A 21,342-nucleotide genomic window follows, 5' to 3' on the forward strand; every position below is an offset into this window, starting at 1 on the left:
TGCTCCTCGCGTGCGCGCCTCATCGCGCGGTCCATCCACCATCCATCGTGTACGACGCGCCGGTCACCATCCTGGCGTCCGGCGACGCGAGCCAACCTACCAGCGAGCCAACCTCTTCGGGCTCCACCAGTTCCTTGATGGCACTCTCCTTCAGCAGAACCTTGGCCACCACGTCGTCCTCGGGAATGCCGTGGATGCGCGCCTGGTCGGCGATCTGCTTGGCCACCAGCGGCGTCCGCACATAGCCGGGGTTGACGCAGTTGCTGGTAACGCCGTGTGGACCGCCTTCGAGCGCGGTCACCTTCGACAGGCCCTCCAAGGCGTGCTTGGCGGTGACGTAGCCGGCCTTGAACTCCGATGCACGCAGCCCGTGCACCGAGGAGATGTTGATGATCCGGCCGAATCCGCCTGCGTACATGTGCGGCAACGCGGCACGGATGAGCAGAAACGGCGCCTCGACCATCAGGGCCAGCAGCATCCGGAACTTCTCCGGCGGAAACGCGTCGATCGGGTTGATGCTCTGCACCCCGGCGTTGTTGACCAGAATGTCGCAGTCCAACCGCAGGCCTTCGAGCGTCCGAACGTTGAGAAGATCTATCGCCCAGGACTTCCCGCCGACCTTGGCCGCCACGGCGGAGGCTCCCGCGGCGTCGATGTCGGCGACCGTCACGGTCGCACCGCGCGCGGCCAGCGCGCGCACGCACGCAGCGCCGATCCCGCTAGCGGCTCCGGTGACCAGCGCCGTGCGCCCCCGCAGATCGCTCATGTCATCGCCCTTTCCGCGTCGGCTGCGTCGATGTCGACCAGGTCGATTCCCTTGGTCTCCCGAGCGAACACCACCGAGACCAGGGTGACGAGCGCGGCCCCCGCCAGGTACCCGGCGATCGGTACCCAGGAGTCGTATTGCCGCAGCAGCCACACCGCGATGATGGGCGCCAACGACCCGGCCACGATGGCGGTCACCTGATAGCCAAGGGACACACCGGAATACCTCATCCGGGTCGGGAACATCTCGGCCATGATCGCCGGCTGAGGCGCGTACATGAAGGCGTGGATCACCAACCCGAGCGTCACCGCAGCGACGATCGGCAGGTACTTGCCGGTGTCCATCATGGGGTAGGCGACGAAGCCCCAGCACACCGCCGCGGCAGCCCCCACGAAGTACACGGGCCGCCGCCCGTACCGATCGGAGAGCCGACCGACCGTCGGGATCGCCACCAGATGGGCCGTGTGGGCGATGAGCAGCCACCACAGGATGTCGCTGGTGTCGGAGTGCACCTGTTCCTTGAGATACGTGATGGAGAAGGTGACCACCAGGTAGTACATGATGTTCTCGCCGAAGCGCAGTCCCATCGCGGTCAGCACCCCGCGCGGGTACCGCTTGAGTACTTCGACGGCACTGAACGAGCTCTCCTTGATCTGCTCGGCTTCCTGTTGCGCCGCAAGGAAGATCGGGGCGTCGGAAACCTTGGTGCGGATGTAGTAACCGATCAGCACCACGACCGCGGAGAGCCAGAACGCGACGCGCCAACCCCACGACAGGAAGTCGGCGTGGGAGAGCCCGCCGTAGAGCACCAGCAGCACGACGGTGGCCAGGATGTTGCCGACCGGCACGCCGGCCTGCGGCCAGCTGGCCCAGAATCCGCGGGTGCGGTTGGGACTGTGCTCGGCGACCAGCAGCACCGCGCCGCCCCATTCCCCGCCGACCGCGAAGCCCTGCAGGAACCGCAGGATCACCAGCAGGGTCGGGGCGAGATAGCCGATCTGGCCGAACGTGGGCAGGCAGCCCATCAGGAAGGTGGACACACCCACGAGCAGCAGGCTGAACTGCAGTAGCTTCTTGCGGCCGTATTTGTCGCCGTAGTGACCGAACACGACGCCGCCCAGCGGGCGGGCGATGAAGCCGACGGCATAGGTGACGAACGCGGCCAGGATGGCGTCGAGATCATTGCCGCCCTGAGCGAAGAACACCTTGTTGAAGACGAGCGTGGCCGCAGTCCCGTAGAGGAAGAACTCGTACCACTCCACCACCGTGCCTGCCATCGATGCGACGACGACGCGTCGCAGTCCAGCGGGAATGGGCGCGCTCATCGGCGACTCCTCATGACGTGGTTCGTTACCTGTACCCAGTGTGACGGGTCTTACAGCTCCCGGTGTACTGCTCGGCGGCAATGCTTACCCGGCAGGCTGATTCGAACGCTTGCGGCAGGCGGTAGATGTTGATGCAGTAGTGGCATGCCTTTCATCGAGCATGGTCGCGGACGCGCCTACTACCGTCACTGGGCCGCGGCCGACCCGCGCGCGGCCGTCATCTTCCTGCACGGCTTCGGGGAGCACACCGCGCTGTATCACCGGTACGGCTTCGCGCTGAACGCCGCGGGGATCGACCTGTGGGCGGTCGATCAGTTCGGCCACGGCCTGACGCCGGGTACGCGCGGCGATTTCGGATCGGTCGACGAGAGTTCGGCACTGGCCGAGTCGCTCACCGAGCTCGCCGAAGCCGCGCACCCCGGCTTGCCGCTTGTGGCGCAAGGGCATTCGTTCGGCTCTGTGGTCACGTTGTTCCGCTTGCTCGGCCAGCCCGACCGCTACCGGGCGGGCATCGTCTCCGGGGCTCCGCTGACCCCGATCCCGGAGTTGGGCTCCGACAGCGCATTCGAGCTCGACCCCAGCTGGCTCTCGTCTGACCCGTTCTATCTCGACTCGCTGGAGAACGATCCGCTGGCCTTCGTCGACGCCGACGGGGCACCCCTGGCGCGCGAACTCGACAAGGCGTGGGACCGGTTCGGCAGCGAACTGCCCCGGCTTGCCGTGCCGACGCTGGCCCTGCACGGTTCGGCGGATCCGATCGCTCCGGTCGCCGGCGTGCGCTCCTATGCCGATCAGCTAGAACACCTGCAGCTCAAAGAGTTTCCCGATGCCCGCCACGATCTGCTCAACGAGTCGGTGCACCGAGAGGTGGCGAGCGCGGTGGTGAGCTTCATCGCTGCGGCGCTGTGATGCGCGACGCCTCATAGCCCGCGGTCAGCCACCGCACCGTGCGATCGAGGCTCGGCACGATGTCGGTGATGGCGATCTCGCCGGCCGCGAACCGTCCGGTCAGGCCGAAGACCAGGCTGGACAGGATGCTGTCGAGGTCGGCGATGAACGCCTCGTCGACACCGGCGAGGATCTCCATCCCGGCGGGCACGACGGCATCGAGTCCGCGGCGCACGAGGCGCTCGCCGCCCGGGGCCGACCGGGCCCGCGAATACGCCATGAGCATGGCCGGATGCTTCTCCCACGGCTCGAAGATGGTGCGCAGCATGCGCATCAGCCCGTCGTAGAGGGATTCGCCTGCGTCGGGGGTCTGGTTGGCCAGCGGGGAGTACCGGTTCTCCGTCATCCAGGCATCGAGCGCGGCCAGGATCAACTCGTCGCGGTTGGCGTAGTGCTTGTAGATGGTGGCCAGCGACGTCCGTGCGCGCCTGGCGACCTCCCGCAGTTGCACCGCGTCGTAGCCGTCGGTTTCGAGCAGCTCGACGACGATGTCGAGGACCCGGTCGGTAGCCATGTGCACCCCCTTGCCGTCCGCCTGTAACCCGGTTACCGTACCCGGTGTAACAAGGTTACTCACCGCGACGAAGCGAGGACGAATGGGTTCTTTGGACGGAAAGGTCGCGTTCATCACCGGCGTGGCCCGCGGCCAGGGGCGCAGCCACGCGCTGCGACTTGCCGCCGACGGCGCCGCCATCATCGGCGTGGACATCTGTGCCGACATCGCGTCCAACGGATACCCGATGGCAGGCCGCGACGAGCTCGACGAGACCGTCGCCCTCGTCGAGGCCATCGGCGGCAAGATGATCGGCGCGGTCGCCGACGTCCGTGATTTCGCCGCGCTCAAGGCGGCACTCGATGCGGGAGTCGACCACTTCGGCCGGCTCGACATCGTATGCGCCAACGCGGGTATCGCCGCCATGGCGTTTCGCGAGCTGAGCATCGAGGAAGACCTGCAGATGTGGACCGACGTCCTCGACGTGAATCTGGTCGGGTCGTTCCACACCGCCAAGGCCGCCATCGGCCACCTCATCGCCGGCGGACGCGGCGGATCGATCGTGTTCACCAGCTCGACGGCCGGACTTCGCGGCTTCGGCGGACTGCAGGGCGGTGGCCTCGGCTACGCCGCATCCAAGCACGGCATCGTCGGTCTCATGCGCACCCTGGCCAATGCGCTTGCACCACACAGCATCCGGGTCAACACCGTGCATCCCACCGCGGTCAACACCATGATGGCGGTCAACCCCGCGATGACGGCGTTCCTGGAGAACTATCCCGACGGTGGTCCCCATCTCCAGAACCCGATGCCCGTCTCGCTGCTGGAACCCGAGGACATCAGCGCGGCCATCGCATACCTGGTCTCCGACGCCGCCCGCTACGTCACCGGGGTCACCTTCCCCGTCGACGCCGGATTCACCAACAAATTATGAGCGGACGCGTCGCAGGCAAGCGGGTACTGATCACCGGGGCGGCCCGCGGTATGGGCCGCAGCCACGCGGTGCGCCTCGCCGAAGAGGGCGCCGACCTGATCCTCGTCGACATCTGCGCATCGCTCCCCGACGTCGAGTATCCGCTCGCCACACCGGAGGATCTGGACGAAACCGCGCGACTGGTGGACGAATTCGGCAGCAAGGCCGTCACCGCGGTGGTGGACGTGCGCGACGCCGCAGCGCTCGCGGCGGCAGTCGACGACGGCGTGGCACAACTCGGCGGGCTCGACGCCGCGGTCGCCAACGCCGGGGTAATCACCGCCGGAACCTGGGACACCACCACGGCCGAGCAGTGGCGCACGGTGGTCGACGTCAACCTGATCGGGACATGGAACACCTGTGCGGCGGCGCTGCCCCATCTCGTCGAGCGCGGCGGCAGTCTGGTCAACATCAGTTCCGCCGCAGGCATCAAAGGCACACCGCTGCACACCCCATACACCGCGTCCAAGCACGGCGTCGTCGGCATGAGCAGGGCACTGGCCAACGAGCTTGCGGCACACCATGTCCGGGTCAACACCGTGCACCCCACCGGCGTCGAGACCGGGATGCGGCCCGACTCCCTGCACAGCCTGCTCATCGAGCAACGGCCCGATCTGTCCCCGCTGTTCGGCAACGCCCTGCCGATCGTGATGGCCGAGGCCATCGACATCAGCAATGCGGTGTTGTTCCTGGTGTCCGACGAATCCCGCTACGTCACCGGCCTCGAATTCAAGGTCGATGCGGGCGTGACCATCCGATGAACCGCACCGAACGCGGCCGCCGCGAGTTCACGGAGGTGATGACGTTCGCGCCGCCGCCGGACAGCACCGCTGCCGCATCCGCATTGATCGACTTCGTCTTCGGCGAGGTGTGGCCGCGGCCTGCGTTGAGCCGTCGCGACCGCCGATTCGTCACGCTGCCGTGCGTTGCCGCCGCGGATGCCGAAGGCCCGCTGCGGGACCACGTCTACGCGGCATTGAACAGCGGTGACCTCACCATCACCGAAATGCGGGAAACCGTCTTGCATTTCGCGGTGTACGGCGGCTGGCCGAAGGCGTCGCGGTTCAACATCACCGTCGACGAGCAGTGGGACCGCATCCACCGCGAGCGGGGTCAACAGCCGCCGCCACCCGAACCGCTGCTGCCATTGCCGACCGCGAGCGATCCGGAACGTCGGCTCGCCGGTGGGGAGCAGTCCTTCAAGGACATCAATTGCATGCCGCACGCGCCGATCCGCGACAACCCGTATTCCGGCGCAGGCATTCTCAACTTCGTCTTCGGCGAGATGTGGTTGCGCCCCGGGCTCGGCATGAAGGAACGGCGGCTGGTCACGGTGGCGTGCGTGGCCTTCCAGGACGCGCCGGTGCCCATTCTCAGCCACGTCTACGCCGCGTTGAAGAGCCGTGATGTGTCGTTCGACGAAATGGACGAGGTTGCACTGCATTTCGCGGCGTACTACGGCTGGCCCAAGGCGTCGCATCTGAATCAGGTCATCGGCGAGCAGAAGCAGCGGGTGCTCGACGAGTGGCGAGCCGAAGCATGATCATCGGCGGCGACCGGCGCGTACCGGCCGGTTGTTGCGCATCAGAATTCTCTCCGGATCGACAGGCTCTTCGGCAGTCGGGTTGGCGTGTTCGGCCAGTTGGCGTCGGAATGAGTCAGTCAGTGTATGGGTGATGGCGAGTAGCCGTACCTGATCGTCATCGGAGAGGCCGGCGAATGCGACCGAGATCGTGCGTTGGTGCTGTTGCCACACCCGGCGCAGATGCGCCAGGCCGGTTTCGGTGATCTCGATGATGGTGCTGCGGCCGTCGGTGGGATGTGCGTACCGCGCCACCAGTCCGTCCTCGGCCAGTGCGTCCACAAGCACGGTGACCCGCCGTCCCGTCACCCCCAGCGCCGCGGCTATCCCCGACATGGGCAGTCCGTCCGGGCTGGCTTCCAGCGCCGCGAGCACTCGCAGTCGCGCGTAGCTCACCGCGTCATCAGGAACGCTGGCATGCACCCAGCGGATCCACGCCTGCCCCATTGCAGTGAAGCCCTCGGCCAGTGCAATCTGCCGGGCGTTCCGCTCAGCTCTTGACATGCGATACTCCGCCGCTAGATCATGTACAAGTACAGTAATTGATGTACAGATCTAGTTTACAGCGAGAGGCCGCGTGACGACAGCCTCTCTTCGACAGACGCCGAAGCAGACTGCCTCACTTTGGGATTCGACACCAAGGCTCGAAAGTGGGAACGATGCCCGAATTCAGTATCGAGACTCCCCGCGGGAGCATCGACGCGGTGCTCGAAATTCCCGACGGGGCGGGCCCATGGCCCGGTGTCGTCGTTCTGCATGACGCATTCGGCCTGCGCAAGCCGCACCGTGAGATCACCCGCCAGATCGCCGATCACGGGTTCTTGGCAGTGGCCCCCAACCTGTTCGCCCGTGGCGGGATGCTGCGTTGCATGCCACGACTTTTCAAGGATCTCATGGCCTACGAGGGCGAGACTTTCGACGACATCGCGGCGGCCCGCGAACTGTTGTCGAGCCGCCCCGATTGCACCGGTGCGGTCGGTATCGCGGGCTTCTGTATCAGCGGCGGCTTCGCGCTGGTGGCCTCGACAAAAGGCTTCCGCGCATCCGCACCGTTCTATCCACCACCGTTGCACAGCAGGTACGCCGAGATCGTCGACGGTGGCTGTCCCGTCGTCGCCAGCTTCGGCCAGCGCGATCTGATCAACCGGGGCAGCGGGAGAATCTTAGAAGAAGTGTTGGCCCAGAAGGAGATCCCCCACGACGTCAAGACGTACCCGCATGCGGGGCACAGTTTCGCCGACCGCGCACCCCTGCAGCCATTGATGCGTATCACCGGTTTCGGTGAGAACAAGGAAGCCGCCGCCGACGCATGGCAACGGGTCTACACCTTTTTCGACCAACACCTCCGCTGATGACCCTGGCACGTGATCCCGGCAAACAGCAGGTTGCGATGGTGGCTTCCAGCTTGGCCGAACGGGCGAACGACGTAACGCTCAGCTTGGGCGATACGTCTGGCGGATTCCACACGCGGCTCGCCGAATTGTGCACCGCGAGCGTCCGATCCGTTCTGCAGTCGCTGACGGTGGACGATGAGTTCGACCCCACTCCAGCCGCCGCTGTCGGCGCCGCACGTGCGCAGGCCGGGCAGCCGTTGGCCGCGGCGATCGGCATCGACCGGGTGGGCTTCCGCCGGCTGTGGGATCTGATCGTCACCGAAGGCCAGTTCACCACAGAGACCGGTCGAGATGCGTTGAGCAGCCTGACGGTGCAATTGCACGGCATAGAGGACCTCTACACCCGCGCAATGGTCTCCGGCTACCGCGAGGAGCAGACCCGCAAACTGCTCAGCGAACCGGCACATCGCGCCGTGCTCCTGGATGAACTGCTGGGTGGGCTGGTGCACGACCGATGGGCGGTGCGTACGACCGCGAATCAACTTCGACTACCGGTGACGGGACCCTACATCGTGGTGGCGGCAGAGACTCTCGACGTCGGCTTCGTCGGCCTGGCTGAGGTCGAAAGCAAACTGCGCAGCCTCGACGTGTACTCGGCGTGGCAGGAATTGCCCGACTTGCAGATCGGCATCGTGCACGTACCGTCCGACCTTCTGCTCCGGCGGGTGCTGGCTTTGATATCGCGCCTGGCGGCCGGCCAGGTGCGGGTGGGGGTCAGCGATCGATTCGACGATCTGCGCCATTGTGCACACGCCCTGCACGTCGCCAAGATCACCATGCAGGGCCGGTCGCAGCCCTCGGCTCCGGTCGCGGTGTTCGACGGCTCGTTGCTGGCGACCGCCGCCGTGAACGAGCCGGACGTGATGGTCAGATCAGTGCGGCCCGTCATCGACCGGTTCAGTGATCTTTCCGACGACGAGCGGGACACCTTGTTCCGCACGTTTCAGGTTTGGCAGCAGACCGAGGCCTCGGTACGCGAGACTGCCGAGCTGCTCGCGTGTCACCCGAATACCGTGCGTCAGAGGCTGCGTCGGATCGAACGCCGTACCGAGCGGTCACTGTCCCGTCCGCGCGACATCGCCGAACTGTGCTTGGTGTTCGAGGTGTATCACCGCCTGATGTGACCGGTCGAAGGACTATCCGCTCGCGTCCATCCACGCCTGCTCCTGGCCGGGCTCCGGTAGCACGCGGCCACCTTCCACGGCACCACTGGCCGGGCTGCTCTGCATGACCACGAGCACCCGCGATGATGGGACACCAGTGATCCGGCTGACCGCAGTGGCGATTTCGGTGGCGAGGCGCGTGGTGTCCGCGGCGGAGTGGCCCTCGCGCACCCAGCCGTTGACCAGCACCGGGCTGGCCGGCCGCCCATCCGTATACAGCGAATCGGGCGCCAGCTCGTGGAAGACGACGTTCACATAGGTGCTGGGCACGTGGTTGATCTCGGCGTGGATGCGGGCGATCTCGGTGGCGAGTGCGGCCTTCGTATCCGTCGCCAGGGTGGATTGCGTTGTGGTGCAGGTATAGACCGGCATGTCGACGGGATCTCTCAGCCCAGACGGGCGATCTCGGGGCGGGTGGGCACCACGATGACCGTCGGTCCGTCGGCACCCAAAGCCGCGGTGAACTCTGTGGCGAGCTTCTCCGTGCTGTCGACATCGACTGTGCGGCAACCGAAACCGGTTGCCAGTGAGCCGATATCAAGCCCCGGCAGATCCAGGCCAGGGACACCCGGCGTCTTCTCCAGCAGCGCGAACGATTTCAGGATCGAATACTCTCCGTTGCGCATGACCACGAAGACGATCGGCAGTCGATGCTGCACCGCCGTCCACAGTGCCTGCACCGAATACTGGAACGAACCGTCCCCGATCGTGGCGAGCACGGTGCGCCTGACGCCGCGGGCGCGGTCACCCAACGCCACGCCCACCGCCGCGGGCAGCCCCCAACCGATCCCACCGCTGGCCGTCGCGAAGAACGATCCGGGACGGGTGGTGGGGAGCCATCGAAGTTGCTGTGCCATGGTCGATGTGGACTCGGTGACCAGGACCGCATCAGCGGGTTTGACGGCATTGAGTGCGGCATACACCGCGTCGGGAGCCAATGGAGCCGATGCCGTGGTCTCTGTGGCGGGCTGTTGCCTGGCGGGCAATGGTGGCACGGTCCGGTCGCTGCGTTCGCCGATCAACGAAAGCAATTGCTGAAGAACCAATTTGGCGTCGCCAAGGAGGCTGTTGCCGGTCGGCGCCGCGCCCGCCAGCCAGGGGTCCGAGGTGATCTGCAGGAGATCGGTGCCCTCCGGGAGATACTCGCCGGCCACGTACGGGTAGTAGCGGAACGCCTGGCCGCCGACCACCACGGCGAGATCGTGTTCGCGCAGGACTTCGGTGACACCGGCGATGGTCATGGCGAGCTGTCCCCGGAACAGCCGGTGATCCTCCGGGAACGATGCGCGGTCCGGTAACGGACTGCCGTAGACCGCGGCCCCGACCTTGTCGGCAAAGGCAACTCCGTCGTCCCACGCCCCTGCCCGGTCCACCTCCGGCCCGAACACCAGCACGGGGTTGCTCGCGGCATTGATTCGTTCGGCGAACTCCCGCAGCCGATCCGGATCCGGCGCCAAGCGCTCACTCACCGTCCGCACGACCGCGGGTCCCAGTGCCGGTTTCTCCCAGTCATCGAGCGGGATCGACAGGAAGACCGGCCCGGCCGGCGGTTGCAGCGCCATCGCGTAGGCCCGCATGAACGCGGCGGGCACATCTTCTGCGCGCGCGGGTTGATACGCCCACTTGACCCACGGCAACGGCAGCAAAGTCTCATCGCGATTGGCCAGATAGGGGTCGCACAGCACCATTTCGCGGGTCTGCTGGCCGGCTGTCACGATCAACGGGGTATTGGCCTTATACGCGGCGACCAGGCTGCCCATGCCGTTGCCGGTGCCTGCGCCGGTATGCAGATTCACCAGTGCGGGCCGCCTCGTCGACTGGGCGAATCCGTCGGCGATGGCCACCACCGAGGCTTCCTGCAGCGCCAGGACATAGGTGAAATCATCGGGAAAGTTCGCCAAGAACGTCTGTTCCGTCGATCCAGGATTGCCGAACACGGTGGTCAGCCCGAGCGAGCGGAGCAGGTCGTACGTCACGTCGTGCACCGTTGGTGCTCCGGTTGTCATGGCAGTCCTCCCGTCAATGGCTGCGCGTCGAGCGACGCCTTATCACCCTCGCGCTGTCCCGGGCCGGAGTCGATGTCGCTCACCACACCGTCGGAGCCGAAATCGTGTTCCCGGGTACAGCGTCACGGGGTCAGCACCACCGAGCCCACCGTCCTGCGGGCCTCCAGATCCATGTGGGCCTGGGCTGCGTCAGCCAGACGGTACCGGGCGCTCACGGTGATCGATATCGCCCCCGACGCCACCAACTCGAACAATTGCCCTATCCGCCAAACGAATTCGTCGTGCGTGCGCATGAAGTCAGGCCGCGACGGTCTGGTGAGGTACACCGAGCCGGCAGCGTTGAGACGCTGGGGATCTACTGGCGGCACCGGTCCGCTCGCCGCACCGAACAGTGCCAGCGTCCCGCGTACGGCCAGACTGGCCAGGCTGCTGTCGAAGGTGGTCCGGCCGACCCCGTCGTAGACCGCGGCTACTCCGCGCCCGCCCGTGAGCTCACGGACCTTGGCTCCGAACGCGGCCGCGTCATCCGCATAGTCGAGCACGGCCACCGCACCCGCCTGCCGTGACATCTCGGCCTTGCGGGGCGTCGACGTCGTGGAGATGACGCGACCGCCGATGCTGGTGACCCATTGCGTCATGATCAGTCCGAAGCCGCCTGCGCCGGCATGGATCAGCACGGTGTCCTCGGGTTGCACGGGATAAACCGACTTGATCAACAGGTGAGCGGTCATCCCCTTGAGCAGTGCGGCCGCCGCGACGTCGGCAGCCACGCCGGCGGGGACGGGCGCCACGATGCCAGCCGCTGCCAGGCAATACTCGGCGTACGCGCCGACCGCGTCGGCGGTGGCGACGCGCTGCCCGACGCTGAAGCCCGTCACGCCGGCGCCGATATCCGCAACCGTGCCGCAGACTTCGGCGCCGAGGACGAACGGCAATTGATGTGGGTACTGACCCGACCGGAAGTAGGTGTCTACGAAGTTCACCCCGATCGCCTCGGCCTTGATCAACAGCTGACCGGCACCGGGTGCCGGACGCGGCATCTCGATGTACTTCAGGACTTCGGGGCCACCGTTCTCGGCGATGTCGATGGCGTACATACCTTCGTATTCGACCGTCCCGGTGACGCGGTGTCGATGTCGCGGCGTCCACTGATGCGCGCAGGATCGTGTGCACGGACACAACCACGGTCCCGTTGCTCACCTCGTGGCGACAGGGTTGACGTGAGCCACACAACACTCCACAATTGTCGTCATGAACGGTCAGAAACCCACAGAAGTGGTCGGCCGTGCTTCCTGTTGAGCGGCACGAGGCGATCATCGACGCGGTGGGCAACGCCCAGGCCGTAAGCACCGACGAGCTGGTCCGCCGGCTGGGCGTGTCCGCCGAGACCATCCGCCGTGACCTGGCCTATCTGGAGGAACGCGGGGCCGTGCGCCGCGTGCACGGCGGGGCCGCCGCCGTCACCGAGCGCCGCGGCATCGAACCGTCGTTCACCGAGCGGTCGATCATCCGGCACGAGGCCAAGGCGCAACTGGCACGCACTGCCGTCGGGCTGCTCAAGAACGGGCAGACCGTCATCCTCGACATCGGCACCACCGCTGTCGCCGTCGCCCACGCCATCCCCCGCGGTTTCACCGGAACCGTGATCACCCCGTCGCTGCCGGTCGCCGTCGAACTGGCCGACCGGCCCGGAATCGAGGTACTGCTGGCCGGCGGTCGGGTCCGCGCAGGTGATCTGGCCTGCTCGAATGCCCACACCAAGGCCTTCTTCGCCGACGTCTATGCCGACATCGCACTGCTCGGTTCCGGAGGGGTCGACGCGACGGCCGGGCTGACCGACTTCCATCTCGACGAAATCGATGTCCGCCGGACCATCATCGCCAACAGCGCGTCGAGCTACATCCTCGCCGACTCGTCCAAGCTCGGGCTGGTCGCGCCGTACCGGGTGTGCGAGCTCGCCGCCGTCGACGGCCTCATCACCGACCAGAACACCGCACCGGCTGTTGCAGCAGCCATCGAGGAGACGGGGGGTGTCGTACTCACCGCAGGCCCCAGCGCCTGAAACGGGTGCGGGCGGCGTTGCAGCGCCGCCCGCGGACCGAACCCCTGCCCCGAAACAGTCATTCCAGTCAGAAAGCCCGATCCGATGACAGATTCTTCCACATCACCCGGCGACGGCCGGGTCTCCGAATTCGGTTACACCGAGTCGCTCGAACGGTCGACGGGACGCTTCGCATCCTTCGCCGTGGCGTTCGCCTTCGTCTCGATCGCGACCGGCATCTTCACCACCTACGGCAGCGTTCTCACCAGCTCCGGGCCCATGGGGATCTGGACCTGGCCCATCGTGATCGTCGGCCAGCTGGCCGTCGCGCTGCTGATCGGCTCACTGGCCGCGCGCATCCCCGTCACCGGCTACGCCTACCAGTGGGTATCCCGGCTGGCCAACCCGGTACTGGGCTGGATCACCGGTTGGATCTCGTTCACCTTCCTGGCCATCGTCGTGGTGGCCGTCGACTACACCGTGGCGGCCACCGTGGTGCCCGCCCTGTTCGATTTCACCGGCACACCCGCAACCGCGTTCCTGATCACCGCGGGGATCCTCGTGTTGCAGGGTCTGCTGGTGGGCCTGTCGACGAAATGGACCGAGCGGGTCAACAACTTCGCCGTCACCGCCGAGCTCATCGGCATGGTGGCGCTCGTGGTGCTGCTGTTCATCGTCGGCGTCATCGCCCACAAGCTCTCCGTCGGAAACCTCTTCTCCCACAGTGATATTCCGGATGCCGGCTACTGGAGCTTCGGCACCGCGACCTCTGCCGGGCCGTGGATGCTCGGCTTCCTGCTCGGCGCGTTCACCATCGTCGGCTTCGAATCCGCTGCCAATCTCGCCGAGGAGACCAAGAAGCCCGAAATCGTCGTGCCCCGGGCCATGTGGCAAGCGGTGCTGGCGTCGGGCGTGCTGGGGTTCCTGTTCCTGCTCGTGGTCACCGCAGCGGTCAACGATCCGAAAGCGCTGGCCCAGTCCGGCACCCCCATCGCCGACATCATCCGCGACATCCTCGGATCGTTCGTGGGCACCGCGCTGCTGGTGCTGGTGGCCATCGCGATCTTCGCGTGCGGCCTGGTCATCCTGATGAGCGGAGTCCGGCTGGTGTGGGCGATGTCGCGGGATCAGCGGTTCCCGGGTTGGCAGGCGCTGCACAAGATCTCGCCGCGGTTCAAGACGCCGCTCAACGCCACCGTCACGATGACGGTGATCTCGGCGGTCATCCTCGGCCTGTTCTCCACCAGCACCGACGCCCTGTTCAAGCTGTTCTCGGCGGCCACCCTGCTGCCCGCGATCATCTACGCCATCACGGTGACGCTCTACATCGCGACCCGGCGCAAGCTGCCGCCGAGCAAGGGGTTCACGCTGGGCCGCTGGGAGACGCCGGTGCTGGTGGTCGCGGTGCTGTGGCTGGTTTTCGTGCTTTCCCTCTTCCGTGATGCCTCGTTCCGGGATCCTTGGCTGTATGCGGTGGTCATGGTGGCGCTCGGCGCGGTCTACCTGTGCTACCTGCTGGTCACCCGTGGCCGACACGGTCTGAAGATGCCCGAGATGTCCTCGATCGACGCCGAATTCGAGGATGCGGCGTAATGACCGTCCTGGCAATCGACCAAGGCACGTCGGGCACCAAGGCGATCGTCGTGGACCCGGTCGATGGAGTCGTCGGACTGGCCGAGGTTGCGGTGCACCCGCGCTACCTCGACGGGGGCGGCGTCGAGCAGGACCCGGGCGAGCTCCTCGAATCCGTCCTGACTGCCGGCCGCGCCGCGACCGCGCAGGCAGGACGGCCCATCGAGGCGGTGTCGCTGGCCAACCAGGGCGAAACCGTCCTGGCGTGGGACCCTGACACCGGGCGCCCGCTCACCGCAGCGATCGTGTGGCAGGACCGCCGCGCCGAGCCGCTGTGCTCGGCGTTGGGCGAGCACCGCGAGTTGTTCGCGGCGCGTACCGGTTTGGTGCTCGACTCCTACTTCTCGGCACCGAAGATGGCGTGGCTGCGCCGCAACGTCGAAACCGGCGGCGTGGTCACCACATCGGACACCTGGCTGCTACATCAGCTCACCGGCGCCTTCGTCACCGACGCCACCACCGCCAGCCGGTCGCTGGCCGTCGAACTCGGCGCGCAGGATTGGAGCGACGAGCTGCTCGCACTGTTCGGCCTCGACGGCGAACGCCTGCCTGCCATAGTCGGCAACGACGAGATCATCGGGACCACAACGGCATTCGGAGCCGACATGCCGGTGGGCGGCATCGTCGTCGACCAGCAGGCGGCCCTGCTCGCCGAAGGCTGCCTCGACCCGGGAATGGCCAAGTGCACCTTCGGAACCGGCGCCTTCCTGCTCGCCAACACCGGCGACACCCCGGTGCGCTCGACGGCCGGACTGACCTCGTCGGTGGCCTGGCGCACCGGCGGCAAGGACACCTTCTGCGTCGACGGGCAGGTCTACACCGCAGCGTCGGCCGTCAAATGGCTGTCCTCGCTTGGCATCATCAGCGGTGCCGCGGAGATGGATTCGATCGCCGCCGCCGACGCCAGAGGGGTGCTGTGTGTCCCGGCCCTGGCCGGCCTGGCCGCACCATGGTGGAAATCCCAAGCCACCGCCACGATCTCGGGGATGTCGCTGTCCACCGGCCGGGGCCACATCGTGCTGGCGGTGCTGCAGGGCATCGCCGCACAGGTCGCCGAACTCGCCACGGCGATCGACACCGACGCCACCGGTCTGACCCGGCTGCGCGCCGACGGCGGGCTGACCCAGTCCAAGGTGCTGATGCAGGCGGTCGCCGACATCCTGCAGGTGCCCGTCGACGTGTACCCGTCGGCCCATGCCACCGCGCTGGGCGCCGCGGCACTGGCGACGCTGAGCCTGCAGCCCGGCCGGTCGGTGCGTGACGTCGTCGCGCAGTGGACCCCTTCGGCGACCTACGAGCCCAGCTGGCAGCCCGCCCGTGCCGACGAATTCCGTTCCGCGTGGCGTGCATTGGCGGCCACCACCTATTCCCAGGAGACTTCATGAACACCGACTACGACATCGTGGTCATCGGCGGCGGCATCGTCGGAGCGGCGATCGCCCGGGAGCTGTCCGGATACCGGTTGTCGGTCGCCCTGCTCGAAGCCCGCGACGACGTCGGTGACGGCACCAGCAAGGCCAACACCGCGATCCTGCACACCGGTTTCGACGCCAAACCCGGCACGCTGGAATCGGCGATGGTCAGCCGGGGCTACCAGTTGCTCTCCGAATACGCCAAGCACACCGGCATCCCCGTCGAGCACACCGGCGCCATCCTGGTGGCCTGGGATTCCGAGCAACTCGACGCGCTCCCCGGCCTGCGCGACAAGGCCGTCGCCAACGGTTACGACCGGTGCGAAATCGTCGATGCGGCAGCAGTATACGCAGCAGTTCCCAACCTGGGACCGGGTGCGTTGGGCGGTCTGACAGTGCCCGACGAATCCATCATCTGCACCTGGACCGTCAACCTCGCACTGGCGACCGACGCCGTCAACCGGGGTACCGCCCTGCTGCGCGGCCATCGCGTGGAACGTGTGGACGTCACGCCCGACGGCACCACCCTGCACACCACCGCCGGGCCGGTCAGCGCCCGCTGGGTGATCAACGCCGCCGGGCTCGGTGCCGACGTGATCGACGGCCTCTTCGGCCATGAGCGCTTCACCGTCACGCCGCGGCGCGGCGAACTGATCGTCTACGACAAGCTGGCCCGCCCGCTCGTCGACAAGATCGTGCTGCCGGTCCCCACGGCCCGCGGCAAGGGTGTTCTGGTCAGCCCCACCATCTACGGCAACGTCATGCTCGGCCCCACCTCGGAGGACCTGCAGGACCGCACCGCGACCGGAACCTCCGAGGGCGGTTTCGAATTCCTGCTCGAAAAGGGCCGTGCCCTGATGCCCCGCCTGCTCGACGAGGAGGTCACCGCGACCTACGCCGGACTGCGCGCAGCCATCGACCACGGCGACTACCTCATCGAGACCGACCCGCAGCAGCACTACCTGCTGGTCGGCGGCATCCGCTCCACCGGCCTGACCGCGGGCATGGCCATCGCCGAACATGTTCGCGACCAACTGATCTCGGCCGGGCTCGAGCTGACCCCGCGGAGCCCGCTGCCGGATCCTCCGGAAATGCCCAACCTGGGTGAGGCCTTCCCCCGCCCCTATCAGCAGACCGAGAGAATCGCGGCCGACCCGGCATACGGCCGGATCGTGTGCTTCTGCGAACGCGTCACCGAGGGCGAACTGCGCGACGCCTGCCACGCGGTCGTCCCGCCCGCAGGCCTGGACGGACTGCGCCGCCGCACCCGCGCCATGAACGGACGCTGCCAGGCGTTCTTCTGCGGCGCCGAAGTGAAGACCATTTTCGAGCAGCAACTGGAGCAGAACTCATGAGCAGCACCGACGTCGCGATCATCGGCGGGGGCCCCGCCGGACTGACCGCGGCCGCCGCCCTGGCCGGCGATTCATCGCTCAATGTCGTGGTGTTGGAACGGGAATCGGCCGCAGGCGGCATACCGCGGCACAGCGACCATCCCGGCTACGGCATGCGCGACATGAAGACATTCATCAGCGGGCCGGCCTACGCGCGTCGACTGGTGGCCAACGCCACCGCCGCGGGAGCCACCATCCGCACCAACACCATGGTGACCGGCTGGGCCGGTGACCGGTCGCTGGACCTCACGTCCCCGTCCGGCCGGGAACGCCTCGACGCGGGAGCGGTCATCCTGGCCACCGGAGCCCGGGAACGCCCGCGGCCCGCGCGGATGATCCCGGGCGACCGGCCTGCCGGCGTGTACACCACCGGTCACCTGCAGAACGTCGTCCACCTCAAGCACGGCAAGGTCGGACGCCGCGCAGTGGTGGTCGGCGCCGAACTGGTCAGCTACTCCGCGGTGCTCACCCTCAAACACGCCGGATGCCAGACCGTGCTGATGACCACCGAATACCCCACCCCCGAGTCGTATGCGGTGTTCAACCTCGCAGGCCGCACTCCCCTGCTCGGTGTCGACATCGCCACCCGCACACGAGTCACCCGCATCATCGGCAAGCCCGTGCTCGAAGGCGTCGAGATCGAGAACATCGACACCGGCGAACGTCGGGTGATCGATTGCGACACCGTGGTTTTCACCGGGGACTGGATCCCCGATCACGAGCTCGCGCGATCCGGTGGCCTGGACATCGACCCGGGCACGCTGGGTCCCGTCGTCGACACCGCGCTGCGCACCAGCCGCGACGGTGTCTTCGCGATCGGCAACCTGCTGCATCCGGTCGACACCGCCGACATCGCTGCCCTCGACGGGCGCCACGTGGCCGCCCAGGTGCCCCGCTACCTCAACGGTCACCGGCCGGCGCAGGACGGCATCCGCATCGAGGCCGACGCCCCGCTGCGGTGGGTGGCCCCCACCGTGCTTCGCCCCGGGGATCCGGCACCGGCGCGTGGCCGGCTACTGCTGTGGACCGACGCACTGGTCCGCGTCCCCAAAGTGGTTGCCCGCCAGAATGGCCGGGTGATCGGGCAGAAGACGCTGCCGTGGCCGGCGTCCCCGGGGCGCGTATTCCGGGTCCCGTCGAGCATTCTGCGGGCCGCCGATCCTCACGGCGGCACGGTCACCCTGTCGTTGTGAACTCGATGCGCAGTTCGGTGAGGCCGCGCAGCAGGAACGTCGGTTCGTAGCGGTAGATCCGGTTGCCTGCCGGGCCGTGCGCGGCTTCACTGATGGCGATGTCGCGCATGCGGTCCAGCAGACGACGGACGGTGATCTGGCCCTCCACCCGGGCCAGCGGCGCGCCCGCACAGGTATGGATCCCCCGGCCGAAGGCGATGTGCTCGCGGACATTCGGCCGGTCGATGCGGAACTGGTCGGGGTCGGAGAACTTTCGCGGATCCCGGTTTGCCGCGCCGAGGCACAGCATCAGCACCGTGCCTGCCTTGATCGGAACCCCGCCGAGCGTGGTGGTCTTGCGGGCCAGCCGGAAGTCGATCTTGGTGGGACTCTGGATACGCAGCGCCTCTTCGATGAAAGCCGGGATCTCGGCGGGGTTTTCGCGCAGCCGCTGCTGAAACTCGGGGCGGTCGCCCAGCGTCTGCACCGCAGCGCTGAGCAGCTTGGTCACGGTCTCCTGGCCTGCCGCGAACAGGAACGTCGCCGGGCGCACCACCTCGAGCAGTTCCGGCACCGAACCGTCCGGATACGTCGCAGATGCCATGCCGCCCAACACGTCTGCGCGAGGCTGCCGACGCCGTTCGGCGATGTAACCGCTGAACTTGTCGTCGAGGTACTGCAACGGGTTGAGCCCCACGGGCTCACCGTCGAGGGCGCCGACGCGGCTGCCCGGCTGCTTGCCCGCGCCCAGCGCGAGCCGGAACTCGGCGCGGTCCTCCTCGGGGACGCCGAGCAGGTCGGTGATGGCCAGTGTCGCGAAGGGCTTGGCGTATTCACCGAGGAATTCGCAACGCCCGTTGGCGATGAACTCGTCGAGCTGGTGGTCGGCCAGCTGCCACATGTAGTCCTCGTTCTCCTTGAGCCGCCGCGGGGTCAGCAGCTTGGAGAGCAGTGAGCGGGCTCGCTCGTGCTGCGGCGGGTCCATCACCACCATGTGCTCGAAGATCGGGAATTCGTGCCGGTGCGCCTCGATCTGCTCGGTGATGTCGTCGCCCTCCGGCTCGAACGGCAGCGGCGGAAACGGGCCACCGATCGCGTTGACCGCCGAGAACGCGTCGGTGTCCTTGAACGCCGCCATCACCTCCTGATATCCGGTGACGGCCACGACCCCGTGGTGCGGCTCGGTGAACACCGGGCCCCGGCTGCGCAGGTACTCGTAGTACTCGTAAGGATCCTGTGCGACAACCGGATCCGAGAAGTAGTCGACGGCGGCGAGGTCGGTCATGTCAATGGCCTTTCGTGGGAAGGGGTTCGAGCGAGATGGCCTGCCGGGGGCATGCGTCGACGGCGGCTTTCACCTTGTCCTGCAACGTGTCCGGAATGGTCGCCGCACAGGTGGCGACGTCGTCGTCGCCGAGGGCGAACACCTCGGCCGCCAGCTCGATGCACAGCGCATGCCCTTCGCAGAGGTCCGGGTCGACCCGCACCCTGATACTTCTCGATTCCTCCGACATCGGATCAACTCCATAATTTAATCGACCGATCAAACTGCTAGGGTGGCTCATGCCTCGTGAGGCCAGAGACTCCGATGCCGGTACTCGTCAGCGTTTGATCGAGGCGACCGCCCAGATCATGCGCGACGACGGGTATGCCGCGGCGACATCCCGGCACGTGGCCGCCAAGGTCGGCGTGAAGTCCGCGCTGGTGTACTACTACTTCGCCACCATGGACGACCTGTATCTCGCGGTGCTGCGCAGCGGGGCCGACGCCGCACTGGCCCGCATGCGCGAGGCGCTCACCGACACCGACCCGCTGCGGGCACTGTGGTTGATCAACACCGACTCCCGGCTGACCGGGCTCAATCTGGAGTTCATGGCGCTTGCCAACCACCGCAAGGTGATCGGCGCCGAGCTCAAGACCTTCTCCGAACGGGTCCGCGACATCGAAACCGCCGCCATGGCCATGGTTTTGCGCGCGCACGGCATCGACATGCAGGAGTATCCGCCCGTGGTGATGTCGATGCTGCTGACCCAGACCGCGCGCGGCATCTGCTACGAGGACGCGGTCGGGGTGACGCAGGGGCACGACGAGTTCCGGGCTTTCGTCGAACGGATGCTGCACCGGTTCGGCTCGGCCGCAACTACTTGAGCATGCTGCCGGCATCGACGGTCACCGGTAGGCCTGTGACGTAACGCGACTCGTCGGAGGCCAGGAAGAGCACGGCATTGCTGATGTCGACGGGTTCCACCCAGCCGACCGGCAGCACGTGCATCAGCTTGGCGACCACGGCCATGTCGTCGGGGCCCGGGTTCTCCAGGTCCGGGCGGAACAGCTTCATGGTCCCGTCGTTCATGAACATCGGGGTGTTGACGTTGGTGGGATGCACCGAGTTGACCCGAATAGAGTGCTCCCCCAGTTCGATTGCGAAGGTTCGCATCAAGCCGACCACGCCGTGCTTTGCCGCGATGTAGTGGCCGGTGTGCGGATAGGCCTTGAGCCCGCCGACCGAGCTGGTCAGAATGATCGACCCACCGCGCCCTCCCGAAATCAGATGCGGTACGGCGGCTTTCACTGTCTTCCAGACTCCGGACAGGTTGACCCCGATCATGTCGTCCCAGTCCTGCTCGCTGGTCTTGTCCAGCGTCTCACCGCCGTTGCCGATACCCGCGTTGGCCACGATGATGTCGAGGCCGCCAAGCTGCTCGACCCCGTGATCCACCGCAGCCTTGAGGGCGTCGAAGTCTCGTACGTCGACCTCGGCGGTGACGATCCGACGGTCGAGGCCCTTCACCAGGTCCGCCGTTTGCGCCAGGTCGTCGGGCGTCGACGCCGGGATCACGCTGTTGCTGCTGACCGGCCGACACACGTCGACAGCGATGATGTCAGCGCCCTCCTGCGCCAGGCGCACCGCGTGGCTGCGGCCCTGGCCCCGTGCCGCGCCCGTGATGAAGGCGACCTTGCCCTCGACCCGTCCCGCCATCGTCAGCCTTTCGTCGATTTGATCACTCGATCAGACCTTTACATCTGTGAGATGCACTGTC

General features: G+C 66.9%; 22 protein-coding genes. 12 read left to right on the forward strand and 10 right to left on the reverse strand.

Annotated elements, in window-relative coordinates:
* Positions 1-19 precede the first annotated feature (19 nt).
* Positions 20-766 (reverse strand): 3-hydroxybutyrate dehydrogenase, encoded by a 747-nt coding sequence (locus BST13_RS20070; RefSeq protein WP_083165779.1) that lies wholly within the window; start codon positions 764-766, stop codon positions 20-22.
* Positions 763-2,091 (reverse strand): MFS transporter, encoded by a 1,329-nt coding sequence (locus tag BST13_RS20075; RefSeq protein WP_083165780.1) that lies wholly within the window; start codon positions 2,089-2,091, stop codon positions 763-765. The genes BST13_RS20070 and BST13_RS20075 overlap by 4 nt, the downstream gene beginning before the upstream one ends.
* 144 nt (positions 2,092-2,235) lie before the next feature.
* On the opposite strand from BST13_RS20075, the gene BST13_RS20080 reads away from it, so the two are divergent.
* Positions 2,236-3,000: an alpha/beta fold hydrolase gene (locus tag BST13_RS20080; RefSeq protein ID WP_083165781.1), complete on the forward strand. Its 765-nt coding sequence runs from the start codon at positions 2,236-2,238 to the stop codon at positions 2,998-3,000.
* Here BST13_RS20080 and BST13_RS20085 read toward each other — a convergent pair.
* Positions 2,981-3,553, reverse strand: a complete 573-nt coding sequence (locus tag BST13_RS20085; protein WP_083165782.1) for a TetR/AcrR family transcriptional regulator — start codon at positions 3,551-3,553, stop codon at positions 2,981-2,983. The genes BST13_RS20080 and BST13_RS20085 overlap by 20 nt on opposite strands.
* Before the next feature lie 82 nt (positions 3,554-3,635).
* On the opposite strand from BST13_RS20085, the gene BST13_RS20090 reads away from it, so the two are divergent.
* From BST13_RS20090 to BST13_RS20100, 3 genes are read left to right on the forward strand one after another with little or no spacing between them, the layout of a single operon-like run.
* Complete coding sequence (locus BST13_RS20090) at positions 3,636-4,466, forward strand: mycofactocin-coupled SDR family oxidoreductase (RefSeq protein WP_083165783.1); 831 nt, start codon at positions 3,636-3,638, stop codon at positions 4,464-4,466.
* The gene (locus tag BST13_RS20095; protein ID WP_083165784.1) at positions 4,463-5,266 is read left to right on the forward strand and encodes a mycofactocin-coupled SDR family oxidoreductase; all 804 of its coding nucleotides are present in this window, start codon (positions 4,463-4,465) and stop codon (positions 5,264-5,266) included. Before BST13_RS20090 ends, BST13_RS20095 begins: the two co-directional genes overlap by 4 nt.
* Entirely contained in the window at positions 5,263-6,048 is a 786-nt protein-coding gene (locus BST13_RS20100) for a carboxymuconolactone decarboxylase family protein (protein WP_083165785.1), read from the forward strand. Before BST13_RS20095 ends, BST13_RS20100 begins: the two co-directional genes overlap by 4 nt.
* Here the strand turns inward: BST13_RS20100 and BST13_RS20105 are convergent, their stop codons facing one another.
* Positions 6,049-6,591, reverse strand: coding sequence for a MarR family winged helix-turn-helix transcriptional regulator (locus BST13_RS20105; protein WP_083165786.1), 543 nt, complete (start codon positions 6,589-6,591; stop codon positions 6,049-6,051).
* A gap of 155 nt (positions 6,592-6,746) precedes the next feature.
* On the opposite strand from BST13_RS20105, the gene BST13_RS20110 reads away from it, so the two are divergent.
* Both BST13_RS20110 and BST13_RS20115 read left to right on the forward strand, forming a co-directional pair.
* On the forward strand, positions 6,747-7,439 hold the full coding sequence (locus BST13_RS20110; protein WP_083165787.1) for a dienelactone hydrolase family protein: 693 nt from the start codon (positions 6,747-6,749) through the stop codon (positions 7,437-7,439).
* Positions 7,439-8,605, forward strand: coding sequence for a helix-turn-helix domain-containing protein (locus tag BST13_RS20115; RefSeq protein WP_158087173.1), 1,167 nt, complete (start codon positions 7,439-7,441; stop codon positions 8,603-8,605). The genes BST13_RS20110 and BST13_RS20115 overlap by 1 nt, the downstream gene beginning before the upstream one ends.
* A 12-nt stretch (positions 8,606-8,617) precedes the next feature.
* Here the strand turns inward: BST13_RS20115 and BST13_RS20120 are convergent, their stop codons facing one another.
* The 3 genes from BST13_RS20120 to BST13_RS20130 all read right to left on the reverse strand — a co-directional run bounded on the left by BST13_RS20120 (position 8,618) and on the right by BST13_RS20130 (position 11,747).
* A complete protein-coding gene (locus BST13_RS20120) occupies positions 8,618-9,016 on the reverse strand; it encodes a tautomerase family protein (protein WP_083165789.1) in 399 nt (132 codons plus the stop codon).
* A gap of 14 nt (positions 9,017-9,030) precedes the next feature.
* On the reverse strand, positions 9,031-10,650 hold the full coding sequence (gene mdlC / locus BST13_RS20125) for a benzoylformate decarboxylase (RefSeq protein WP_083165790.1): 1,620 nt from the start codon (positions 10,648-10,650) through the stop codon (positions 9,031-9,033).
* A 122-nt stretch (positions 10,651-10,772) separates the two neighbouring features.
* The gene (locus tag BST13_RS20130) at positions 10,773-11,747 is read right to left on the reverse strand and encodes a quinone oxidoreductase family protein (RefSeq protein WP_083165791.1); all 975 of its coding nucleotides are present in this window, start codon (positions 11,745-11,747) and stop codon (positions 10,773-10,775) included.
* A 188-nt stretch (positions 11,748-11,935) separates the two neighbouring features.
* On the opposite strand from BST13_RS20130, the gene BST13_RS20135 reads away from it, so the two are divergent.
* From BST13_RS20135 to BST13_RS20155, 5 genes are all read left to right on the forward strand, one after another.
* The gene (locus tag BST13_RS20135; protein WP_083165792.1) at positions 11,936-12,712 is read left to right on the forward strand and encodes a DeoR/GlpR family DNA-binding transcription regulator; all 777 of its coding nucleotides are present in this window, start codon (positions 11,936-11,938) and stop codon (positions 12,710-12,712) included.
* Between the two features lie 84 nt (positions 12,713-12,796).
* Positions 12,797-14,284: an amino acid permease gene (locus tag BST13_RS20140; protein WP_083165793.1), complete on the forward strand. Its 1,488-nt coding sequence runs from the start codon at positions 12,797-12,799 to the stop codon at positions 14,282-14,284.
* A complete protein-coding gene (locus tag BST13_RS20145) occupies positions 14,284-15,708 on the forward strand; it encodes an FGGY family carbohydrate kinase (RefSeq protein ID WP_083165794.1) in 1,425 nt (474 codons plus the stop codon). Before BST13_RS20140 ends, BST13_RS20145 begins: the two co-directional genes overlap by 1 nt.
* Positions 15,705-17,090, forward strand: a complete 1,386-nt coding sequence (locus tag BST13_RS20150; RefSeq protein ID WP_083165795.1) for an NAD(P)/FAD-dependent oxidoreductase — start codon at positions 15,705-15,707, stop codon at positions 17,088-17,090. Before BST13_RS20145 ends, BST13_RS20150 begins: the two co-directional genes overlap by 4 nt.
* Positions 17,087-18,322 (forward strand): NAD(P)/FAD-dependent oxidoreductase, encoded by a 1,236-nt coding sequence (locus tag BST13_RS20155; RefSeq protein ID WP_083165796.1) that lies wholly within the window; start codon positions 17,087-17,089, stop codon positions 18,320-18,322. The genes BST13_RS20150 and BST13_RS20155 overlap by 4 nt, the downstream gene beginning before the upstream one ends.
* Here the strand turns inward: BST13_RS20155 and BST13_RS20160 are convergent.
* Positions 18,306-19,586 carry a cytochrome P450 gene (locus BST13_RS20160; RefSeq protein WP_083165797.1) on the reverse strand — a complete coding sequence of 427 codons (1,281 nt, stop codon included), beginning with the start codon at positions 19,584-19,586 and terminating at the stop codon, positions 18,306-18,308. The genes BST13_RS20155 and BST13_RS20160 overlap by 17 nt on opposite strands.
* Before the next feature lies 1 nt (position 19,587).
* A complete protein-coding gene (locus tag BST13_RS20165; RefSeq protein ID WP_425437029.1) occupies positions 19,588-19,815 on the reverse strand; it encodes a ferredoxin in 228 nt (75 codons plus the stop codon).
* 49 nt (positions 19,816-19,864) lie between these two features.
* On the opposite strand from BST13_RS20165, the gene BST13_RS20170 reads away from it, so the two are divergent.
* Positions 19,865-20,449 (forward strand): TetR/AcrR family transcriptional regulator, encoded by a 585-nt coding sequence (locus tag BST13_RS20170; protein ID WP_083165798.1) that lies wholly within the window; start codon positions 19,865-19,867, stop codon positions 20,447-20,449.
* Here the strand turns inward: BST13_RS20170 and BST13_RS20175 are convergent.
* Positions 20,442-21,281, reverse strand: coding sequence for a mycofactocin-coupled SDR family oxidoreductase (locus tag BST13_RS20175; protein WP_083165799.1), 840 nt, complete (start codon positions 21,279-21,281; stop codon positions 20,442-20,444). The two genes, BST13_RS20170 and BST13_RS20175, sit on opposite strands and share 8 nt — an antisense overlap.
* Positions 21,282-21,342: the final 61 nt, after the last annotated feature.

Source organism: Mycobacterium aquaticum, from assembly GCF_002086485.1.
GTDB classification, from domain to species: Bacteria; Actinomycetota; Actinomycetes; order Mycobacteriales; family Mycobacteriaceae; genus Mycobacterium; species Mycobacterium aquaticum.